This window comes from Actinomyces sp. zg296 (assembly GCF_009829695.1).
GTDB classification, from domain to species: domain Bacteria; phylum Actinomycetota; class Actinomycetes; order Actinomycetales; family Actinomycetaceae; genus Actinomyces; species Actinomyces marmotae.
Window position 1 is genome coordinate 280235 of the sequence record NZ_VWPG01000002.1, and the last position, 20781, is coordinate 301015.

Below are 20781 nucleotides of genomic sequence, written 5' to 3' on the forward strand. Positions count from 1 at the left end.
CCCACCGACTACGCGTACCCGAACTCCCTCCCCGGTCGCGCGGGTGGGGCGTGGTAGGTCATGCCGTTGTGGGTGAGGGCGCCGGTCTCGTGGAAGCCGTGGTGAGCGCCGTTGATGGCGAGGGCGGAGACGCTGGCCGAGGCGATGTCGCTGAGCTTGGTGGTGATGCTGAGGCCCAACTGGCTGGAGGCGGGGGCGCGGCGCACGGCCGTGGCGTCGGAGACGGCGATGTCCAAGGAGACGCGTGGGAGGCGGAGGAAGGCGGTGCGTGGGAGGCGGTGCCCGGGTTACTGGCGCCGGGGCCTCCTCGGCGCGGGCGATAGTGGTGCTATGTGTGCTGGTCATGGCGGGAAGCCCGACCAGCGGGCTTGAGACCCCATTGGCCGGCGTTGCGCGCCCCTGTGAGAGGGTTCTGGGCGATTCGGCACGCTCGGGTGGGGGCGCGCGTGGTGAATCGTTGAAATGGCGTGGTGGGGCGCGCGGGTGCCGGGCCTCGAATGTGCAATCACGAGCCCCATGCACATTCGAGGCGGCGCCAGTCGTGGGCCTCGACGTGTTCGCAACGGAAAGTCGGTGTGAGCATGGCCCTGAGCGTGCCGTCCCCACTGGCCGGGGCGGTAGTGCGCTTCACGCGGGCGGGGGCCCGGCGGGGCCCTCCGAGCGCCCTGGTGGAGTTGCTCCCAGCAAGCGACTCCGACCTCGAGTCGCCGGGCCGGGCTCGCGCGCGAGGGCATTGGCGAGGCGCCTTGGCGCGCCTTCGGTCCTGCCGGCCGCGCCGAGCAGGCCGGGCCCTCATCGCGCCCTCATGTCGTTATAGGGCTCGGTGAGACCACCGTTGGAGGTTCCGCGCGACGCGGGCGATGGTGGTGTCTGGGTGGCCGACGTGAGCGTCCTGCTGACGCGGGCTACTTCATGGTGGCGGCGGCGGAGCCGGTCAGGGGGTTGCCGTCCTTGCTGGTGATGAGGCAGCTGATGGTTCGGTCGCCCTGCGCCCAGTTCTGCGCGCTCGGGTAGAAGGCGTGAGGGCGGTAGGTGGTGGAGGAGTCCCGGTCGATGCCGACGTAACTCTTGAAGGCGGAGTTGCAGGAACTGCGGAGCACCTCGGGCCACTCGCTGGTGGTGGGATAGGAGGGGTACGTGGCGTCCTTGAGGACGACGGTGTGGTAGGCCTCGTTCATATGCGGGCTGTCGCAGGAGACGAGCTCGATGTCTTCGACCTCGTTCGGATTATTTCCGAGATCGTTGAAGCAATCGCCGACCCGGAGCTTGGTGTGGTTGACGACTCCCAGCCTCCCGCTGCCGGAGCCCGGCTTGCTGGTGCTGCCGCCACCAGCTTTCTTGGTGGCGCGGACGGCGGGGATGCCTAGCCGAGGGCTCTCCTGTGCGTTGGGCGTCGCCTGCGCGGGAGGGGGCGCCTGTGTGGTGGGCGCTTCCTGCGTGGTGGGCGGCGGAGTGCCGATGGTGGTGGCAGGGGCGTCTCCGCAGGCGGCGAGCCCGGCGGTGAGCAGGAAGGCGGCGGGGATGATGAGGGCGTGTGTGGTCTTTTTCATGACAGAAGCATGACAAGCGCTGACCAACTATTCCATGGGCTGCGATGCCCATGCGCATGTCACTCCAGTGTGCCGACAAGCGCGGACACCTGCCCGGCTCCCGGGTGGCGCTCGGGGGTCGGCGTGAGGGATGAGCAGAAGAACCGGCGCCGCGATTGATCGACGGCTCCGGTCCTTGTGGCGGAGGATGGGGGATTCGAACCCCCGAGGGCTTGCACCCAACACGCTTTCCAAGCGTGCGCCATAGGCCACTAGGCGAATCCTCCAGGCGCTCCACGCGGCCAGCGGCCACGTGCAACGGAAGGCGAATATACCGACCACTCCGGATCGGCGCCACTCGGCCTGGTCCTGGCGCCGGTGGGATCGGTCACGCGCATCGTCAAGGGCTCGGGGGCGGACTCCTCCGGCAGTCGGGTCTGGCGAGCGTCCGTAGCGGCGGTCCTGTGGGCGCCGGGGGGTGGCCCGCGGTCGAGGCGCGCTCGTCTCGCCGCGGCGATCCGACACCACAGCCCGGCATGGGAGCGGGGGAGTTGGGGGCGACGGGGCGGGGCGACGTCGGGTATGGTGTTCCCCGGCCCCTCGTGCGGCGTCATCCAGCGAATCCCCCAGGACCGGAAGGTAGCAAGGGTAAGCGGGCTCTGGCGGGTGCACGGGGGGTCCTCACGTGCCGGGCGCGGTGGCCGGCAGGAATGGCGCGGTGATTGAGCGGTGCGTCGCGCACCGAGCGGTGCCGTTCGCTCCGACTGGTGCGTCCTGCCCGCGCCTGTGGGTGCCGATGGCACCGGCGGGCGCCGATGGCGCCTGTGGGCATGGATGCGGCGCTGCTCGGCACCGCTCGTCCCTGATCGCTCCATTCGCCTCGCGCGGTGTCAGCCCTCCCGTTTAGAGTCGGAGGGTGACCACCGCGCTCTACCGCCGCTACCGCCCGGACGCCTTCCAGGACGTCATCGGGCAGGACCACGTGACCGCCCCCCTCATGGCGGCCCTGCGCGGCGACCGCGTCACCCATGCCTACCTCTTCTCCGGCCCGCGCGGCTGCGGCAAGACCACCTCTGCCCGCATCCTCGCCCGCTGCCTCAACTGCGAGCAGGCCCCCACCGACACCCCTTGCGGGGTCTGCCCCTCCTGTCGCGACCTGGCCACCGGCGGCCCCGGCAGCCTCGACGTTGTCGAGATCGACGCCGCGTCCCACAACGGCGTCGACGACGCCCGCGACCTGCGCGAGCGCGCCGCCTTCGCCCCCGCCCGGGACCGCTACAAGATCTTCATTCTCGACGAGGCCCACATGGTCACCCCCCAGGGCTTCAACGCCCTGCTCAAGCTCGTCGAGGAGCCCCCGGCGCACGTGAAGTTCATCTTCGCCACCACCGAGCCGGAGAAGGTCATCGGCACCATCCGCTCGCGCACCCACCACTACCCCTTCCGCCTCGTCCCCCCGGACATCCTGGAGGCCTACCTCGCGCACCTGTGCGACGCCGAGGGAGTGCGCGTCGGCCCGGGCGTCTACCCGCTCGTCGTGCGGGCCGGAGGCGGCTCCGTGCGCGACACCCTGTCCGTCATGGACCAGCTCATCGGCGGCGCCATCGACGGCGCTGTCGACTACGAGCGCGCCGTCGCCCTCCTGGGGTACACGGACGTCACCCTCCTGGACAGTTGCGTGGATGCCATCGCCGGGGCCGACGGCGCGGGTGTCTTCCGCGTCGTGGACCGGGTGATCGCCTCCGGGCACGACCCGCGCAGGTTCGTCGAGGACCTCCTCCAGCGGCTGCGCGACCTACTCGTCATCGCCCTGGCCGGCCCCGAGGCAGGGCCCGCGCTGGGCTCCCTGCCTGCGGACCAGTTGGCGCGCATGGAGGTCCAGGCCCGCACCGTCGGCGCCGCCGGCCTCTCCCGCGCGGCCGACCTCACGGCCCAGGCCCTCGGCCAGATGGTCGGCGCCACCTCTCCGAGGCTCCAGCTCGAGCTCCTCATGGCGCGCCTGCTCATCCCATCCCAGCGCGCTGGTGCGGCGGAGGGCCCGACGGCGCGCACGGGCACCGCTGGAACGCCTGGGCTACCAGGGCGGCCGGGCCAGCCGGGCGGCGCACCCGGTGGGGCGGCACAGGCCCCCCAGGCCGGCTCAGGCCGGGAGCTGGCCGCCCAGATCGCGCAGCGCGCGGCCTCAGCGGTCCAGGGGCCATCGGCGCCCTCCGCTCCCGGTGCGCCTGCCGCGCCAGCTGCGCCCGCCCAGAGCGTCGCCCAACCCGCGGCTGCGCACGAGCCGGAGCCCGCCCGGCCGATCGCCATCGACTGGGAGGCCCCGGCAGCGCCCGGCAGGGGCGCAGGTGCGCCAGCCGCCCCCGCGGCTTCCGCCGCCTCCCAGGCGGCGAGCGCGCCCATGGCGCCCTCGGCCGCGGAGCCATCGGCTCCTATCGATGGCTGGGGTGAGGCGGCCCGGCCCGGAGCGCCGTCCGCCCCCTCCGACGCATCCCACCCAGTCGCGCCATCGGCTCCCGCCGCGCCAGCCGGCCCCGGCGCCGCTGATGCCGAGATGCTGCGCGCGCGCTGGGAGGAAGTGCTCGACGCGGCGAAGCGCTCGCGCCGCGCCACGTGGGCGCTCGTCGGCCCCAACGCCCAGCCGGGGCCCATCAGTGGTGGCACCCTCACGCTCCTGTTCTCCGCGCCCGGTCTCGTCGGCGCCTTCGATAACGGTGGGCACGGTCCCATCCTCGCCGCTGCCATCCACCAGGCCCTCGGCCTCGAACTCCAGGTGAGCGCCGTTGTCGCCGGCGGTGATGGGGCGGGCCCAGCAGGCCCGGCCGGGCAGGGCGGTGGGCCCAGCCGAGGCCCCGGTGGCCCGGGAGGCCCCGGGGGCCCGGGAGGCCCGGACCGCGCCTCGGCGCCGCGCGGTCCGCGCGGCGCCCAGAGCGCCCCCGCCGCTCCGGCTGGGCGCCCCAGCCGACAGGCCGCCCCCACCGCCTGGGATGAGCCCGCCCCCTTCGGGCCGGAACCCCCGATGGGCGAGGCCCCCGAGCCCCCGAGGGGCCTCAACCCCGAATCCAGCGCTCCCGGCCGGGGCGGAGCGCCGAGCAGCCCGAGCGGGAGTGCGCCGTCACCGGGGGAGCCCAGCGCCCCCGCGCCGCCGTCCGCGCCCGTCCCGCCCGCCCGCGCCGTCGGCGACGACGGGTGGGGCGAGGTTGCTATCCCCGGTGGCGCACTCGCGGCCGCCAAGTCTGAGCCGGTGTCACCAGCCGCCGCGCCGCGGGCGGAGTCGCCCGCTTCCGCTCCGCGGCCCTCGGCCGCCCCCGTGGGCCGCGCCTGGGACGCTCCCCCGCCCGAGGCCCCCGCGGAGCCCGCCGCCGTCCCGACCCCGGACTCCCCCTCCCTTGAGGACGACGCCCCGCTGGCCACCGTCCACCGCCTCCACGCCCTGCCCGAGATCCCGCGCCCGACGGTCAGTTGGGACGGCCCCTCCTCCTTCTCCGACGGCGTGCCCATCCCCGACGAGCCCGCGGACGAGGGCGCCGCCCCCGAGGACGCGGACACCTGGACGCCCGCTCCCAGCGTCTCCGCTGCCGTTGCCGCCGCGCGTGCCGCCGCCCGCGGCCAGGCCCTGCCCGGCCAGAACCGGTCGGGGCAGGCGGGCGCCGCCGCGGGCACCAGTGCGCTGGGCGCCCCCGGAGGCGCCGGCGCGCCGGCCGTCTCCCCGGAGGACGACACCCCCAGCGAGGATGATGAGGACGCCGAGGAGGCCGGCGTCGTGGGCCTCGAGGTCGTCAAGCGGCTTCTGGGCGCCACCGTCCTGGAAGAGGTCACTGTCACTCAGGAAGGACGCTGAGGCGTGCCCGCTGTCTACGAAGGCGCCGTCCAGGACCTCATCGACGAGTTCGGCGAGCTTCCCGGCGTCGGTCCCAAATCTGCCCAGCGCATGGCCTTCCACATCCTGGCCGCCGACTCGGCCTCGGTCGAGCGGCTCATCGACGCCCTGCGAGCCGTTAAGGCGCGCGTGCGATTCTGCGCCACCTGCGGCAACATCGCCGAATCCGAGCAGTGCGCGATCTGCCGCGACCCCCGCCGCGACGGCCGAGTGATCTGCGTGGTCGAGGAGCCCAAGGACGTCGTCGCCATCGAGCGCACCCGCGAGTACCGGGGCCTCTACCACGTGCTCGGCGGCGCCATCGACCCCATCAGTGGGGTGGGCCCGGATGACCTGCGCGTGCGCGAGCTCTTCGCCCGCCTGGGCTCCGGGGAGGTCGAGGAGGTCATCCTGGCCACGGATCCCGACGTCGTCGGGGAGGCCACCGCCGCCTATCTCACCCGGATGCTGCGCACCATGGACGTACCCGTCTCCCGACTCGCCTCGGGCCTGCCCGTGGGATCCGACCTGGAGTACGCCGACGAGGTCACGCTCGGTCGCGCCTTCGAGGGCCGTCGCCGCGTCGAGTGACCCCATCCCGCCACTCTCATCCGCTCCCGCATCGCCGGCGACGACGGCAGCGCCGGGGGCACGGCCTCCTCCCACCCCGGTCCCACCATGGGGGACGTAACCGGCCGGTCATCGGACCGGCCGTATGCTGGCCTCACGCCACGCCGTCGTGGGCCGAGCCGAGGGGCCCCGCGGGCCCTGGCCACGCCCAGCCGTAGCGGCGCGGCCCCGAGGTGAGGAGAACCCGATGGCCCTGGTCGTCCAGAAGTACGGCGGATCATCCGTCGCTGACATCGAGGCGATTCGACGCGTCGCCAAGCGTGTCGTCGCCACGCGCGAGGCCGGCAACACGGTGGTGGTGGTCGTCTCCGCCATGGGCGACACCACTGACGAGCTCCTCGACCAGGCCGCCGCCCTGACCGCCACGCCCCCGGCGCGCGAGATGGACATCCTGCTGTCCGCCGGCGAGCGCATCTCCATGGCGCTGCTGGCCATGGCCATCGACGAGCTCGGCGTGCCCGCGCGCGCTTACACCGGCGCCCAGGCCGGCGTGCTCACCGACTCCAAGTACGGGCGGGCCTCCATCGTCGGCGTCCTCCCCGAGCGCGTCGCCCGCGCCATCCAGACCGGAGCCATCGCCATCGTGGCCGGTTTCCAGGGCATCAATGAGGTCGAGGATGTCACCACGCTGGGCCGCGGCGGCTCGGACACCACCGCCGTCGCGCTGGCCGCCGCCCTCAACGCCGACGTCTGCGAGATCTACACCGATGTGGACGGCCTGTTCACCGCCGACCCCCGGATCGTCCCCACGGCCCGGCGCGTCGAGTCGCTCTCCAGTGAGGAGACTCTTGAGCTCGCCGCCCACGGCGCCAAGATCCTCCACCTGCGCGCCGTCGAGTACGCCCGCCGCTTCGGAGTGCCCCTTCATGTGCGCTCCTCCTTCTCGGACAAGACCGGAACCTGGATCTACGACGGCACCCGCCCCGGCGCCTTCGTGCCGCCGGCCGCCGCCGAGCGCCTCAACGAGGTCGTCGCCGCGGACATTGAGTCAGCCGACGCCGCCGGCGCAGCCGACGCCGCGGAGCGCCAGCCCCGCCCCGCGCCCAGCGCGGCCGAGGCCCCGATCCTCGACGGCCTGTCGGGCCGCGTGGTCGCCCCCGAGGGCACCGGGGCCCCCTCATCGGCCAGCGTCGACGCCGCCCACCGCCACGCCATCACCACCCGGGCCGAGGCCCGGCCCCGCCCGTCCGCCAAGGAGGACCACGTGGAAGCCCCCGTCATCTCTGGGATCGCGCACGACCGCAGCCAGGACAAGATCACCCTGGTCGGCGTGCCCGACGTCCCCGGCGCCGCCGCCCGAATCTTCGCTATCGTGGCCGGAACCGACGCCAACATCGACATGATCGTCCAGGACGTCTCCGCCGAGGGCACGGGCCTGACGAACATCTCCTTCACCTGCCCCGACGGAGACTCCGCCGCCGCCCGCGAGGCCCTGGAGACCGCCAAGGAGGAGCTCGGCTTCCGATCCCTGCACTTCAACCCGGATATCGGCAAGCTCTCCCTGGTCGGCGCCGGTATGCGATCCAACCCCGGCGTCTCCGCCCGCCTGTTCAACGCCCTGTCCGAGACGGGGGTCAACATCCACATGATCTCCACCTCTGAGATCCGCATCTCCGTGGTGGTGGATGACGCCGTCCTCGACGACGCCGTCCGAGCAGTTCACACCGCCTTCGGCCTCGACGCCGATGCCGCGGAAGCAGTCGTCTACGGAGGGACCGGCCGATGAGCGCCCCAGTCAACGAGTACATTGGATCGGGTGACGGGGTCGTCGTCGCCGTCGTGGGGGCCACCGGCCAGGTGGGGCGCGTCATGCGCGCCATGCTGGAGGAGCGCGACTTCCCGGCCCGCGCCATCCGTTTCTTCTCCTCGGCCCGCAGCGCGGGGACGATCGTGGAGTTCCGCGGCAAGAGGGTCGAGGTCGAGGACGTCGCCACCGCGGATCTGGCGGGGATCGACGTCGCCATCTTCTCCGCCGGCGGGGCCGCCAGCCGCGAGCACGCCCCCCGCTTCGCCGCGGCCGGCGCTGTCGTCGTCGACAACTCCTCAGCCTGGAGGAAGGACCCCGAGGTGCCGCTCGTGGTCTCCGAGGTCAACCCGCACGCGCTGGCAACCCGCCCCAAGGGCATCATCGCCAACCCCAACTGCACCACCATGGCCGCCATGCCGGCCCTTAAGGTGCTTCACGAGGAGGCCGGTCTCAAGAGGCTCATCGTGTCCACCTACCAGGCCGTCTCCGGCTCCGGGCGCGCGGGTGTCGCCGAGCTGGCGGGCCAGGTGCGCGCCGTCGTCGACCAGGACCTGGAGGGCCTGGCCCTTGATGGGCGCGCCGTGGACTTCCCGGAGCCGGGCGTGTACGTGGACACCATCGCCTTCAACGCCGTGGCATGGGCTGGCGGTGACGCGGGCGACGGCTCCGGCGAGACTGATGAGGAGCAGAAGCTGCGCAACGAGTCTCGCAAGATCCTGGAGATCCCGGACCTGCTGGTCTCTGGCACCTGCGTGCGCATCCCCGTGTTCTCAGGGCACGGGCTGAGCGTCAACGCGGAGTTTGAGCGGGAGATCAGCGTGGAGCGGGCCCGTGAGTTGCTTGAGGCCGCGCCCTGTGTCACTTACGAGGACGTCCCCAGCCCCCTCAAGGGGGCGGGCCGCGATGGCACCTTCGTGGGCCGCCTGCGCGCTGACCAGGCCTTCGAGCCCGGCCATGGCCTCCAGTTCTTCGTCGTGGGGGACAACCTGCGCAAGGGCGCCGCCCTCAACGCCGTCGAGCTCGCCGAGCTGGTCGCCGCGGAGCTGCGGGCCTGAGCCAGCGGGGTGAAGTGGCGAGGTTTGAGGATTGCTCGGGCCCCTGAGGGCCGATGCTCCTGGCCCGTGGGCAGCCATAGGCCTCTGACCAGCGAAAATAAACGATCTCGCGTGGTGTCAGAAAAAGGAATCCTCAAACCTCGCCAATCTCATTGACCGCGGCCAGGGCGGGCGCTCGCAGCGGCCAGCGCCGCGGCGGGGGCGGCGGCCGCGATGGCCTCGATCTCCGGCGCGCCGTGCGCGGCGGAGAGGAACCAGGCCTCGAAGACGCTGGGCGGCAGCGCCACCCCGGCGTCGAGGAAGGCATGGAAGAACGGTGGGAAGCGGTGTGCCTCCTGGGCCTGCGCCTGCGCGAAGTCCCGCACCCCGCGCTCGGCCGCATCCGCGCCCAGCATGATCGAGAACAGCGAGCCGGAGCGCTGGACCCGGTGCGCCACGCCCTCAGCGGTCAGCGCCTCGGAGACCACCGCCTGGATCCGCGCGGAGGCGGAGGCCACGGAGGTGTAGACGGCGTCGTCGGCCAGTCGCAGGGTCGCGATCCCGGCCGCCGTCGCCAGCGGATTCCCCGAGAGGGTCCCGGCCTGGTAGACGGGCCCGATCGGGGCCAGCAGATCCATGACATCCGCGCGCCCGCCAACGGCGGCCAGCGGCATCCCCCCGCCGATCACCTTCCCGAAGGTCAGCAGGTCCGGCACCCAGGCGGCCCGCTCCCGCCAGTCGGCCCCGGGCCACGATGGCGCGGCCGCGACCCCCGCGCCGCCATCCGGGAGATCGGTGGACCAGCCGTCGATCGCCTCCAGGCCCCAGAAGCCGGCGGGCCCCACCCGGAAGCCGGTGAGGACCTCGTCGGCGATCATGAGCGCGCCGTTGGCGGCGGTCAGGCGGCGGATTTCCTCATTGAACCCGGGAGCGGGCGGGACGATCCCCATGTTCGCCGGGGCCGGCTCCACGATGACCGCGGCGATCTCGCTCCCGCGCTCGGCGAAGCACTCCTGGAGGGCGGCGATGTCGTTGTACGGCAGGACGATCGTCAGCGCCGTGATCCCCGCCGGCACGCCCGCGCTGCCCGGCAGCCCGCCCGTGGCCACGCCCGAGCCCGCCGCCGCCAGGAGGCCGTCGCTGTGCCCGTGGTAGCAGCCGGCGAACTTGACGACGGTGTCGCGGCCCGTGGCGCCGCGCGCCAGGCGGATCGCCGTCATCGTCGCCTCGGTTCCGGTGGACACGAAGCGCACGCGCTCCGCCGCGGGGACGCGCTCGCGCACGAGCCCGGCCAGGATGGTCTCGGATTCGGTGGGCGCGCCGAAGGACAGGCCGCGCGCGGCGGCCTCCTGGACGGCGGCCACCACCTCGGGATGGGCGTGACCCAGGAGCGCCGGCCCCCAGGAGCCCACGAGGTCCACGAGGTCGCGGCCCTCGGCGTCGCGCACGCGGGCCCCGCTGGCCGAGGCGATGAAGCGCGGCGCACCCCCCACCGAGCCAAAGGCGCGCACGGGGGAGTCCACGCCGCCGGGGATGATGGCGCGGGCGGCCTCGAACAGGGCCGCGCTCGTCGGGCTGGCTGCGGTGCTGGCGCTGTTGGCCGTGGTGTCGGGCATTGCGGGCCTCCTGGCGTGCGGATTTTGAGGACGATCCTAGTTGCTCGGCCCTGCGGTTGGCAGGGCGGGGGAGCGCGCGACGCGGAGAGCTGGGGCGGAGTCGATTCACCGGCCTGCCGCGCCCGGGCCCCGCAGGCCCTCGGCGATCTCACGGGCCCAGTAGGTCAGCACAGTGTCCGCGCCGGCCCGCATGATCCCCAGCACCGACTCGGCGATGACGCGCTCGCGGTCGATCCAGCCGTGCCGGGCCGCCGCCTCCACCATCGCGAACTCGCCGCTGACCTGGTAGGCCGCCACCGGCACCGGGCTCGCCGCCGCCACGTCGGCCAGCACATCGAGGTAGGGGCCGGCGGGTTTGACCATGACGATGTCCGCCCCCTCGGCGACGTCGAGCATCGCCTCGCGCAGGCCCTCACGGCGGTTGGCCGGGTCCTGCTGGTAGGTGCGCCGGTCACCGGTCAGCGTGGAGCCCACCGCCTCCCGGAACGGCCCGAAGTAGGCCGAGGCGTACTTCGCCGAGTAGGCCAGGATCGCGACGTCGTCGTGCCCGGTGGCGTCCAGGGCTGCCCGGATCGCCGCGACCTGCCCATCCATCATCCCCGACGGGGAGACCATGTGCGCCCCGGCCTCCGCCTGCGCCACGGCCATCGCCTGGTAGCAGGCCAGCGTGGAGTCGTTGTCCACCTCGCCGGCGCGCGGATCGCCCTCGGGGCGCAGCAGGCCGCAGTGCCCGTGGCTCGTGAACTCATCGAGGCAGGTGTCCGCGCACACGACGAGCGCGTCGCCCACCTCCTCGCGCACCGCCGCCACGCCCCGGTTGAGGATGCCCTCGGTCGCCCAGGCGCCGGACCCGGTCTCATCGCGGCGCTCGGGCACCCCGAACAGGTCGATCGCCCCGACCCCCGCGGCCGCGCAGGCCGCCGCCTCGCGCCGCAGCGAGTCGAGGGTGTGCTGGACGACGCCGGGCATCGCCTCGATGGGCCGCGGCTCATCAATGCCCTCGCGCACGAACAGCGGCTGAATGAGGCGGGCCGGGTCGATGCGCGTCTGGGCCACGAGCGCGCGCATCGCCGCCGTCGCGCGCAGCCGCCTGGGCCGGATGACGGGCCGCTCCGGCGCGGGCACCCCCCTGCTGGTCAGGACGCCGGCGGCCGGTGAGGTCGAGGGGTCGAGCGGGTTCGGCAGGATTGGCTGGGTCATGAGGTCTCCTCAGGAGTCGGCGCGTGGTGCGGGCGGGTGGGCCGCGGGCCCGTGATGATCGAGATGGCGGCGCTGACGGCGCTCAGGACGCCGCGCGGCGTGGGGGAGTCGGCGACGGCGTCCGGGCCGAGCCCGAGCCGGAACGCCTCGGCCGCGGTCGAGGGCCCGAGGGCGACGACGGCGGTGCGGCGCCCCACGCCCGCGGGCCGTGCGGGTGGCGGGCCCAGGAGCTCGTGCAGCGCCCGGGCGCCCGAGCCCGCGAGCAGGACGACGGCGTCGAAGCCGCCCCGTGCCGGGCCTGCGGGGGAGCCCCAGGCCCGGGCGAGACCGGGCGGCAGGGAGTCGGCCGGGGCCGTCCGCGTCGAGTAGGCGGGTACGGCCTCCACCAGCCATCCGGCCTTTCGAAGGCCGTCGGCGAGCGCAGGATCGGCGATCGCCGAGGCCGGGAGCAGCAGGCGCCCGCGCCCCTCCGGGCGCGCCGCGCCGCCCGCGTCCCGCTCGCCCTCCCCGAGCGCGCCGGAGCCCTGTGGCCCTCCCGCCAGGAGGGGCTCTCGCAGGAGGCCCGCCGCGCCGCCGTCGGCGACGACATCCGCCCGCCGGCCGATCGCCTCCTCCAATGCCCTGGCAGTGCCCGGGCCGACCGCGGCGAAGCGCGTCGAGGCGGGTGCGCCCGCCAGGCTCATCGCCGCCAGCGCCCGCGCGCTCGTGACCACCACCCAGGCGTAGGCGCCGGAGGTCAGGCGCTCCTGCGCCCGCGCCATCGCCTCAAAGTCCCCCGGGACGGTCTCGGTCAGCGCCACCGCGACGACCTCCGCCCCCGCCTCCTCCAGCGCGGCGGCGATGCGGTCGCCCGCCGCCCGCCGGGTCAGGAGCACCCGCGCCCCGGCCAGCGGGCCGGCCGCCCCGGCAGGGCGCAGGTCGTGCCTCACTGCCCCGCCTCAGACCGATGCGGCTTCGTCGCGCGAAGATCGGCGATGCCCCCCGCGCCTTGTGCCAGCAGCTCGGAGGCAACGCGGTGGCCCAGGGCCTCGGCGTCACCCAGGTCGGTGGTCCGCAGGCGCGAGCGCACCGTCTCCGTTCCCCTGACTGAGATGACCGCGGCGTCGAGGATCAGGCCCCTCTCGTCCGCCCGGGCGAGCGCGCCCACCGGCGCCGCGCAGCCCGCCTCCAGGCCCCCCATCACGGCCCGCTCGGCGACCGCCTCGGCCCGCGTCGCAGCATGATCGAGGGTGGTGAGCAAGGACGTGAGGAGTGGGTCGGCGTCGATGCGCGCCTCCACGGCGAGGGCGCCCTGCGCGGCCGCGGGCAGCATGACGTCCTCGTCGAAGGCCTCGGTGACGTGCGCCGTCAGGCCCAGGCGGTTCAGTCCCGCTATCGCCAGGACCACGCCGTCCAGGTCGGGCTGGCGCGCCCCGAGCGGCCCATCGGGCCACACCCCGGCCCCCAGGACCCGCGACAGGCGTGTCGGCACATTCCCCCGGATATCGACGATCCGGAGATCTGGGCGGCGCAGGAGGAGCTGGGCCGCCCGGCGCGGAGAGCCCGTTCCCACCCGCGCCCCGCGCGGCAGGTCGTCCAGGCCCCAGCCGTTGCGGGCGCACAGGGCGTCGAACGGGTCCTCCCTGCGGGGCACCGCCCAGACGCGCAATCCGTCCACGGGCGCTGTCGGCAGGTCCTTGAAGGAGTGGACGGCCAGGTCGCAATGGCCGTCGAGCAACGCCATGCGCAGCGCGGCGGCGAAGGCCCCCACCCCGCCCAGCCTCGCCAGGGAGGAGGGGTCGACATCGCCCTGGGTGCGCACCGGCACGAGCTCGACCCCCACTCGCTTCCCGGCGGCCGCCGCGGCCTCTTCCAGAGCGCGGGCAATCATCCCTGACTGAGCTGTGGCCAGGGCGGATGCGCGAGTGCCCAGGCGGATCGTCCTCGATGCGGGCATAGCGGATGTCATCAATCCTCCTCTTGTCCTCCGGGCTCGGCGCTCTGAGCGCCGGCCGGCCCGACCATCCCCGCCGCGCGCTCGCGGGCATGGGCGATGACGGCCGCGATCCCCGTGCCCGCCACCCAAGCGCCCGTGACGCTCAGGCGCGGCAGGCCCGCGACGGCCTCCTCCAGGAGTGCGGTGCGCCGCCGGTAGTCGGGCATCGCAGGTGGAAGTGTCCCATCCCAGCGGACGAGGCGATGGTCCAACACATCACCGAGATCGATTCGCGCGCCGGTTAGGGCGGCGATGTCGTCGAGAGCCCCGGCCAGGGCGGGCTCGGGCCGCGGCCCGCCCGGCCGCCCGTAGGACAGCCGTAGCGCGGACACGCCCTCGCCGTGACGGTCGCGCAGCCCCTGGGCGATCCACGGCCATTTCGCGTCCAGGTGGGACAGGGCCTTCGGCGCCACGGGGCAGGGGGCCGAGGATGGGGGCGCCGGCGCGACGAGCAGCCCCGAGCCCACCGGCGCCCCGGCGAGCCCCGGCGCGCGGGCGACGATCGTCAACCGCGCGATCGGCGCGCCGGAGGGGATGGGGATGCTGAGGGCGTCGGGGTCGAGGCCCGGCGCCCCGGCGAGGAGTCGCAGCGCGGCGGGGGCCGAGCAGGCCAGGACGACGCGGCGCGCCCGGACCTCGCGGGGCGCCCCCACGGCGATGGGCTCGTCCGACGGCGTCGCCCCGCGCCCCGTGGGGGCCAGCGCCACGCGCCAAGGGCCCCGCCCGCCCGCGCCGGTGATCCCGGTGCCGTCCTCCAGGCGCATCCCCTGGGCGCCCCAGCGGGTGAGCACCGTCCCGCCCGCGGACTCGATCGCCGCGCGCAGGGCGGCGGTGAGCCGGTGCATCCCGCCGACGACGCAGACCTCGCCGCTGCGCTGCCCCGCCGGGCGGGAGCGCCGCTCCTCCAGCCGCGCACGGATCGCCGCCTGGAGCGAGCCGAGGCGGATGACATCAGCGCGCAGACCCGGCATGACGACGTCGGCGTCGAGCACGGCGGGATCGCTCGCGTGGATGCCGGCGACGATGGGGCGCACCAGCCGATCGAGGACGGCCTCGCCCATGCGGGCGCGCACAAGCGAGGCGAGGTCGCGCGGGTCGCTGGGGGAGGCGCCGACGCCGGCGGCGAGTTCGCCGTCGCGGGCGGCGCGGCGGGCCCCCGCCTCGCCGAGAATCGCGATGGTGTCGTCGGACAGCGGGTCGGCGGGGATGCCGAGGATCGCCTCGCGCGGGAAGGGGTGGAGGGCCCAGCCGCCCGGGGAGTGCCCCCCGGCGCCATCGTCGGCCACCGCCGGGCCCGACCCGGCCATGGGGGGCAGGAAGAGCCCCGGGCGCCCGCGGTGGGCGGTGGCTTCCAGTCCGAGGGCGTCGAGCATGGTGGTCACGGCCCCGCCCCGCAGGACGACGCTCTCGGCGCCCAGGTCCATCGCCACGCCGCCGATCTCACCGCCCGCGATGAGACCACCGGTGTACCCGCGCGCCTCCACGAGCAGTGGGCGCAGCCCCGCGCGGGTGAGCTCCCAGGCCGCGGTCAGCCCCGCGACGCCCCCGCCGACGACGAGCGCGTCCACCTCCGACGGCGGTGAGGCCGGGGATGGGCGCCCTCCGCGGGCCCCTGCCGCGCTCACGCGCGATCACCCCCGGTGTCGGGCGCCGGGGCCCCGGGCGCGCCGACCCGGCCGTCCCAGCCCGCGAGGGCCGTGCCCTCCCATTCCTCGTCGCCGTGGGCGCGGGCCACGATGCGGGTGAGCACGTCCGGGTCAGTCGTCGGTGGGACGCCGTGGCCGAGGTTGAGCACATGCCCCGGTGCGGCGCGTCCCGCCTCCAGGCAGGCGTCCACGGCGGGCCCGAGCACCGCCCAGGGGGCGGCGAGCAGCGCCGGGTCGAGGTTGCCCTGCACCGGGCACGCCCCCTCGCCCCCGAGCTCGCCGATCGCCCAGGCCAGATCCGTGCGGTCGTCCACGCCGACGGCGTCGGCCCCCGCGGCGCGCATGTCCGCCAGGATGCGGGCGGTGCCCGTGCCGAAGTGGATGAGAGGCACGTGCCCGCCCGTCGTGGGGGAGATGGCCCGACCCGCGATCTCCAGCGCGCGCGCCGAGTGGGGGGCGACGCGCTCGCGGTAGTCCTTAGGGCTGAGGGCCCCGGCCCAGGAGTCGAAGAGCTGGGCGGCGCTGGCCCCGGCGCGGATCTGCAGGGCGATGAACTCGCCCGTGATCCGCGCGCACCAGTCCAGCAGCGCGTCCCAGGAGGCGGGGTCGGAGTGCATGAGCGTGCGCGCGGCCAGGTGGTCGCGGCTTGGCCGCCCCTCCACGAGGTAGGCGGCCAGGGTGAAGGGCGCCCCGCCGAAGCCGATGAGCGGCGTCCACCCCCAGGCGCCGCGCGAGTGGGCGAGGCCCGCCAGCGCCCGCTCCGGCATTCCGCTCGTGGCGCCCGGCCTGCCCGGGGCCCCGAGTTCGGTGACGACGGCGCGCGCGGCCTCCTCGATGGCCGCCAGGCCGCCGGGGCCGTTGGGGGCCTCTCCCAGGGAGCGGGCGGTGAGCTCGGCGACGTCGGCGGGCGTGCGGATCGGGTTCTCGACGACGGGTCCCACCCCCGGCTCGATCCGCACCCCGGCTCCGGCCAGGGCGAGGGGGACCATGATGTCGGAGAACAGGATCGCGGCGTCGACGCCGTGGCGCCGCACGGGCTGGAGGGTCGCCTCAGCCGCGGTGGCGGGGTCGAGGCAGGCCCCCAGCATCCCCGTCATGCCCGCACCCTGCGCCCCGCGCTCGCGCAGTGCCCGGTACTCGGGCAGGGAGCGGCCGGCCTGGCGCATGAACCACACGGGAGGGCGGACGGGGCGCGCGCCTCCCAGCGCCGCGAGGAGCGGGGGGAGGGCGTCGGCGTCATCGCGGACGGCTGAATTAAAACAGGTCAATGTTGTGGAAATGGGGGCCTCCGGTGGGATGTGACGCGGTGCGCTGATGGTGGATCGCCCGGCTGAGGGCTGCCTTGCCATGGTCCATGACATTGGTCGTACCCCCTTCCGGGAAGGGCGGTTTGCTGGTGCGATATCGCGGGAAATAGGAGATGACACGATGTCACAACTAGTTCCTGACGTGCTGACATGACGATTTCCGCCTGTTTTTAAGCCGATGATCCCGATGCGCTACTGGCGCGCGCGGGACCGGTGCTTCAATTCAAGCACTGTGACGATCCATCTCCTCTCGGCCGACCACTTCTCCCAGGGCCTCGACGTTGTCGCCCGCCTGGGGGTCAATCCTCGGCGCCTCGGTCCCGACATCCTCGCCGCCGTCCCGGGCCTGCGGGGCGTGCTCGTCCTGGCTACCTGCAATCGCCTCGCGGTCCTGCTCGATGAGCCGGACGGCGCCGTCGTCCCTCCCGGCGGGCTGGGAGGGCCCTCGCCCGCTGTGCGCGAGGCGAGCGCCCTGCTGGAGCGGCGCGCGGGCATGGCTGAGGGCTCCGCCGGGCTCAGCGCCGTCCGCGGCGTCGACGCCTACCGCGAGCTCATCGCCACGGCGGCGGGCCTGCGCTCGATGGTCGTCGGCGAGCGCGAGATCGCCGGTCAGCTGCGCCGCTCCCTCGTCCGGGCCACGGAGGAGGGGACCGCCTCCGCCGAGCTGTGCCGGCTCGTCGAGCGCGCCTCGGCGGCCTCCCGCCGCGTCGCCCGGGAGACGGCCCTGGCGGGGGCGGGCCGCAGCCTCGTCGCCGTCGGCCTCGGCCTGGCCGCCCGGCACATGCCGGCCCTGGAGGGGGCGAGCGTCGTTGTCATCGGGACCGGGGCCTACGCGGGCGCCACCGTCGCCGCGCTGCGCGACAGGGGCGTGCGCGACATTGCCGTCCACTCCCACTCCGCCCACCAGGCCGCCCCGCCGGATCAAGCGGCCCAGCGGGCCCGGGGGCCGCAGCCGGTCAGCGCCGCCAGGCCCGACCGCGCCACCGCCTTCGCCCGCAAGCGGGGCCTGGCCGTCGTCGGCCCCCACGAGCTCCCCGACCGCCTCGCGGGCGTCGATCTCGTCATCACCTGCCGCGGCCTGGGCGGCCCCGTCATCACTCGCGGGCTCATCGACGACGCCCTGGCTCGCCGCCGAGCCGCCCGTGAGCGGGCCTCGCAGGAGGCCGTCCACCCGCTCGTCATCCTCGACCTCGCGCTCAGCCGCGACGTCGACCCCGGCGTCGCCGACGCCCCCGGTGCGCTCCTGGTCGACCTGCCCCGCATCCGCCAGGCCGTGCCCGCCGCCCAGACGGCCCAGGTGGAGGCCGCCGAGGCGATCGTCGCCGAGGAGGCGGCCGCCCTCGACCGGCTCATGGGAGGGCGCCGCATGGATCCTGTCATCCGAGCGCTGCGAGGGCGCGCTGAGCAGATGGTGGCGCGGGAGGCGGCCCGCCTGCGCCCCGACGACGGGCAGGTGGGCCTCGACGACGCGGTGCGCGCCCTGGAGCGCTTGGCCGCCGCCCTCATGCACGCCCCCAGCCAGGCCGCTCGCGCCGCGGGGGAGGCCGGTCTCACCGAGGACTACCTCGCCGCCCTCCCCATGGTCCTGGGGACTATCGGCGGCTCCGACTCGCCCGCGCCGATCCCCGCTCAGGAGGTGCGATGAGCGACCCCCTCGCCCCCTACGACGCCGTCCTCCTCCTGTCCTACGGCGGCCCCCAGGGCCCTGACGACGTCCTGCCCTTCATGCGCAACGCCACCGCTGGCCGGGGCGTGCCCGACTCGCGCCTCGCGGAGGTCTCGGTCCACTACCAGCGCTTCGGGGGCGCCTCACCGATCAACGCCCGCAACGCCGAGCTCCTGGAGGCCCTGCGCGCCGAGCTCGCCGCGCGCGGCTCGCGCCTGCCGGTGGCCATCGGCAACCGCAACTGGCACCCGTTCGTCTCCGAGGCCCTGCGCGGGCTCGCCGACGCCGGGGCGCGCCGCGTCCTGGCCCTGACCACCGCCGCCTACGGCTCCTACTCCGGGTGCCGCCAGTACCGCGAGGACCTGGCCGGCGCGCTGGCCCTGCTCGCCGACGGCTCCGACGGCGCCACGGGCCAGGGCCCCCAGGCGGACGCCGCCGCGCGCGTGGGGGGCGCCGGGGGCGGGCCGGTCGAAATGGTGGTCGACAAGACCCGGCCCTTCTACAACACCCCGGGCATGCTCCAGGCCAGCGCCGACGCCATTGTCGCCGCCTATGACGAGCTCGCCGCCCAGGGGATCCCTGCTGAAGCCGTCCACCTCATCCTCGTCACCCACTCGATCCCGGTGGCCATGGAGCGCGGCTCCGCGCCCGATGCGGCCGAGGCGCCGGGCGCCACGCCCCCGGCGCCCGGCTCGCCTCCCGTCCGTGAGCCGGGCGTCGCGGCGGACCTGTCCACGGAGATCAGCTACGTCGAGCAGCACCTGGGGCTGGCGCGCGTCCTGCTGCCGATCGTCGCCCAGCGCCTGGGCCTGGACTCGCCGCCCGCCCTCGACCTGGCGTTCTGCTCGCGCTCCGGCCCGCCGCAGGCCCGCTGGCTCGAGCCCGACATCAACGACCGCATCACGGCCCTGGCCCAGGCACCCGAGCCCCCCGGCGGCATCGTCGTCGCGCCCATCGGCTTTATCGCCGACCACATGGAGGTCGTCTTCGACCTGGACACCGAGGCCCGCGAGACCGCCGAGGCCCTGGCCATGCCCTATGCGAGGGCTGCCACCGCGGGCACGCACCCGGCCCTGGTGGCCTCGCTGGCCGACCTGCTGGCCGAGAGGGCCGCCGTCGCCCGGGGCGAGAGCGTCGTCCCGACCAGCACGACGGGCGCCGGCCCCTTCCACACCGTGTGCCCCGACCCCTGCTGCCGCCCCGGCGGCGATCACCTCCATACCCATGACCCCCATCACGCCGCCCGCCGATCCGAGGAGGACACATGACCACCGCGCCTGACCACGCCGCCCCCGGCATCCACCGTTTCGAGGACGAGGAGCGCCGCCCCCACCGCGACCCCCGCGACGCCGTCGACGTGGATTTCGACGCCATCAATGACCGCAACCACTACGCCCTGTGGGCCGTCCTGCGACTCGCCTCGCCGCTGCCCGCCGATGACGCTGAGCGCGCCCGGATCGTGGCCGAGTCGGCGGACTTCGTCGAGGCCACGGGCGTGACCACCCGGGGCTGGTACGACGTCGCCGGATTCCGCTCCGACGCCGACCTACTCATCTGGTGGCTCGACGACGACCCCGTCAAGCTCCAGGACGCCTACCACCGGCTGCGCGCCTCGGCCCTCGGCCGCCACCTGGAGCCGGTCTGGTCCTGCATGGGCCTGCACACCCCCGCCGAGTTCAACCGCCGCCACGTCCCCGCCTGCTTCGCGGGCACGGCCCCGCGCGACTGGTGCATGGTCTACCCCTTCGTGCGGTCCTACAACTGGTACCTCCTTCCCGATGAGGAGCGCAGCCGCATCATGGCCGCCCATGGCCGCAACGGCTTCTCCAAGTACCCCGACGTCAAGGGCTCGACGCTCGCCGCCTTCGGCATGAGCGACTACGAGTGGATCCTCGGCTTCGAGGCCGACACCCTCGACCGCCTCGAGGGCGTCATCCACCACCAGCGCTATACGGAGGCCCGCCTCCACGTGCGCGTCGACACCCCCTTCTACACGGGCCGCCGCCTCGACCCGCAGGCCTGGGCCGACCTCCAGCCCCGGGACTGAGCACGGGCCCCGGAATATAAGCCGGGGGCATCTGTTGTCCCGAGCAGCCGCCGTCGATCCGAAAGGCAAACCCATGGCTCTGACCACCATCACTGGCAAGGAGTTCAACGCGACCGTGCGAGGCGAGGGCATCACCATCGTTGACTTCTGGGCCTCCTGGTGCGGCCCCTGCATGCGCTTCGCCCCCGTCTTCGAGAAGGCCGCCGAGGCCAACCCGGACATCACCTTCGCCAAGATCAACACCGAGGAGGAGCCCGAGCTCGCCGGAGCCCTGGGCATCTCCTCCATCCCGACCCTCATGGCCTTCCGCGACGACGTCCTCGTCTACCGCGAGCCCGGAGCGCTGCCCGCCAAGGCCCTCGACGCCCTCATCGCGCAGATCCGCGACCTCGACATGGACGCCCTCAAGGCCGAGATCGCCAAGGAGCGGGCCGGGGCGCGGGCCGGGGAGGGCGCCGCTGATGGCGAGCAGGCCTGAGCCCAGGCTTATACGAATTACCTTTTAGAACCAACTGAGAGTAAGGTGTT

Annotated in this window: 16 protein-coding genes, 1 tRNA gene and 1 other RNA gene; 9 read left to right on the plus strand and 9 right to left on the minus strand. The window is 74.5% G+C overall.

Annotated features, from left to right (window positions below; genetic code table 11):
* Window positions 1–8: 8 nt before the first annotated feature.
* The 3 genes from GVV76_RS01500 to GVV76_RS01510 form a co-directional block, all read right to left on the minus strand.
* Window positions 9–236, minus strand: coding sequence for a hypothetical protein (locus GVV76_RS01500; RefSeq protein ID WP_159624444.1), 228 nt, complete (start codon window positions 234–236; stop codon window positions 9–11).
* Between the two features lie 669 nt (window positions 237–905).
* Window positions 906–1550 (minus strand): septum formation family protein, encoded by a 645-nt coding sequence (locus tag GVV76_RS01505; RefSeq protein WP_159624446.1) that lies wholly within the window; start codon window positions 1548–1550, stop codon window positions 906–908.
* 178 nt (window positions 1551–1728) lie between these two features.
* Window positions 1729–1816 (minus strand) — tRNA-Ser (locus tag GVV76_RS01510).
* Window positions 1817–2120: 304 nt separating this feature from the next.
* On the opposite strand from GVV76_RS01510, the gene ffs reads away from it, so the two are divergent.
* From ffs to GVV76_RS01535, 5 genes are all read left to right on the plus strand, one after another.
* Window positions 2121–2215, plus strand: an RNA gene (ffs, locus tag GVV76_RS01515) — signal recognition particle sRNA small type.
* Between the two features lie 230 nt (window positions 2216–2445).
* Complete coding sequence (locus tag GVV76_RS01520; RefSeq protein WP_159624448.1) at window positions 2446–5367, plus strand: DNA polymerase III subunit gamma and tau; 2922 nt, start codon at window positions 2446–2448, stop codon at window positions 5365–5367.
* 3 nt (window positions 5368–5370) lie between these two features.
* A complete protein-coding gene (gene recR / locus GVV76_RS01525; RefSeq protein WP_159524629.1) occupies window positions 5371–5976 on the plus strand; it encodes a recombination mediator RecR in 606 nt (201 codons plus the stop codon).
* A 226-nt stretch (window positions 5977–6202) separates the two neighbouring features.
* Entirely contained in the window at window positions 6203–7741 is a 1539-nt protein-coding gene (locus GVV76_RS01530; RefSeq protein ID WP_159624451.1) for an aspartate kinase, read from the plus strand.
* The gene (locus tag GVV76_RS01535) at window positions 7738–8817 is read left to right on the plus strand and encodes an aspartate-semialdehyde dehydrogenase (RefSeq protein WP_159624453.1); all 1080 of its coding nucleotides are present in this window, start codon (window positions 7738–7740) and stop codon (window positions 8815–8817) included. Before GVV76_RS01530 ends, GVV76_RS01535 begins: the two co-directional genes overlap by 4 nt.
* A 149-nt stretch (window positions 8818–8966) precedes the next feature.
* Here GVV76_RS01535 and hemL read toward each other — a convergent pair whose 3' ends face one another.
* The 6 genes from hemL to GVV76_RS01565 form a co-directional block, all read right to left on the minus strand.
* A complete protein-coding gene (gene hemL, locus GVV76_RS01540; protein ID WP_159624455.1) occupies window positions 8967–10412 on the minus strand; it encodes a glutamate-1-semialdehyde 2,1-aminomutase in 1446 nt (481 codons plus the stop codon).
* Window positions 10413–10517: 105 nt separating this feature from the next.
* Window positions 10518–11612 (minus strand): porphobilinogen synthase, encoded by a 1095-nt coding sequence (gene hemB / locus GVV76_RS01545; RefSeq protein ID WP_159624457.1) that lies wholly within the window; start codon window positions 11610–11612, stop codon window positions 10518–10520.
* Window positions 11609–12541, minus strand: a complete 933-nt coding sequence (locus GVV76_RS01550; protein ID WP_159624459.1) for a uroporphyrinogen-III synthase — start codon at window positions 12539–12541, stop codon at window positions 11609–11611. Before GVV76_RS01550 ends, hemB begins: the two co-directional genes overlap by 4 nt.
* Entirely contained in the window at window positions 12538–13560 is a 1023-nt protein-coding gene (hemC, locus tag GVV76_RS01555) for a hydroxymethylbilane synthase (protein WP_159624461.1), read from the minus strand. Before hemC ends, GVV76_RS01550 begins: the two co-directional genes overlap by 4 nt.
* Complete coding sequence (locus tag GVV76_RS01560; RefSeq protein WP_159624463.1) at window positions 13560–15212, minus strand: protoporphyrinogen/coproporphyrinogen oxidase; 1653 nt, start codon at window positions 15210–15212, stop codon at window positions 13560–13562. The genes hemC and GVV76_RS01560 overlap by 1 nt, the downstream gene beginning before the upstream one ends.
* Complete coding sequence (locus tag GVV76_RS01565; RefSeq protein WP_236263146.1) at window positions 15209–16501, minus strand: uroporphyrinogen decarboxylase; 1293 nt, start codon at window positions 16499–16501, stop codon at window positions 15209–15211. The genes GVV76_RS01560 and GVV76_RS01565 overlap by 4 nt, the downstream gene beginning before the upstream one ends.
* A gap of 271 nt (window positions 16502–16772) precedes the next feature.
* On the opposite strand from GVV76_RS01565, the gene GVV76_RS01570 reads away from it, so the two are divergent.
* The 4 genes from GVV76_RS01570 (at window position 16773) to GVV76_RS01585 (ending at window position 20731) form a co-directional block, all read left to right on the plus strand.
* Window positions 16773–18185 (plus strand): glutamyl-tRNA reductase, encoded by a 1413-nt coding sequence (locus GVV76_RS01570; RefSeq protein ID WP_201292168.1) that lies wholly within the window; start codon window positions 16773–16775, stop codon window positions 18183–18185.
* Entirely contained in the window at window positions 18182–19474 is a 1293-nt protein-coding gene (locus GVV76_RS10680) for a ferrochelatase (RefSeq protein WP_159624470.1), read from the plus strand. Before GVV76_RS01570 ends, GVV76_RS10680 begins: the two co-directional genes overlap by 4 nt.
* Window positions 19471–20253 carry a hydrogen peroxide-dependent heme synthase gene (gene hemQ / locus GVV76_RS01580; protein ID WP_159522638.1) on the plus strand — a complete coding sequence of 261 codons (783 nt, stop codon included), beginning with the start codon at window positions 19471–19473 and terminating at the stop codon, window positions 20251–20253. Before GVV76_RS10680 ends, hemQ begins: the two co-directional genes overlap by 4 nt.
* A gap of 73 nt (window positions 20254–20326) precedes the next feature.
* Window positions 20327–20731 carry a thioredoxin family protein gene (locus GVV76_RS01585; protein WP_159624472.1) on the plus strand — a complete coding sequence of 135 codons (405 nt, stop codon included), beginning with the start codon at window positions 20327–20329 and terminating at the stop codon, window positions 20729–20731.
* Window positions 20732–20781: the final 50 nt, after the last annotated feature.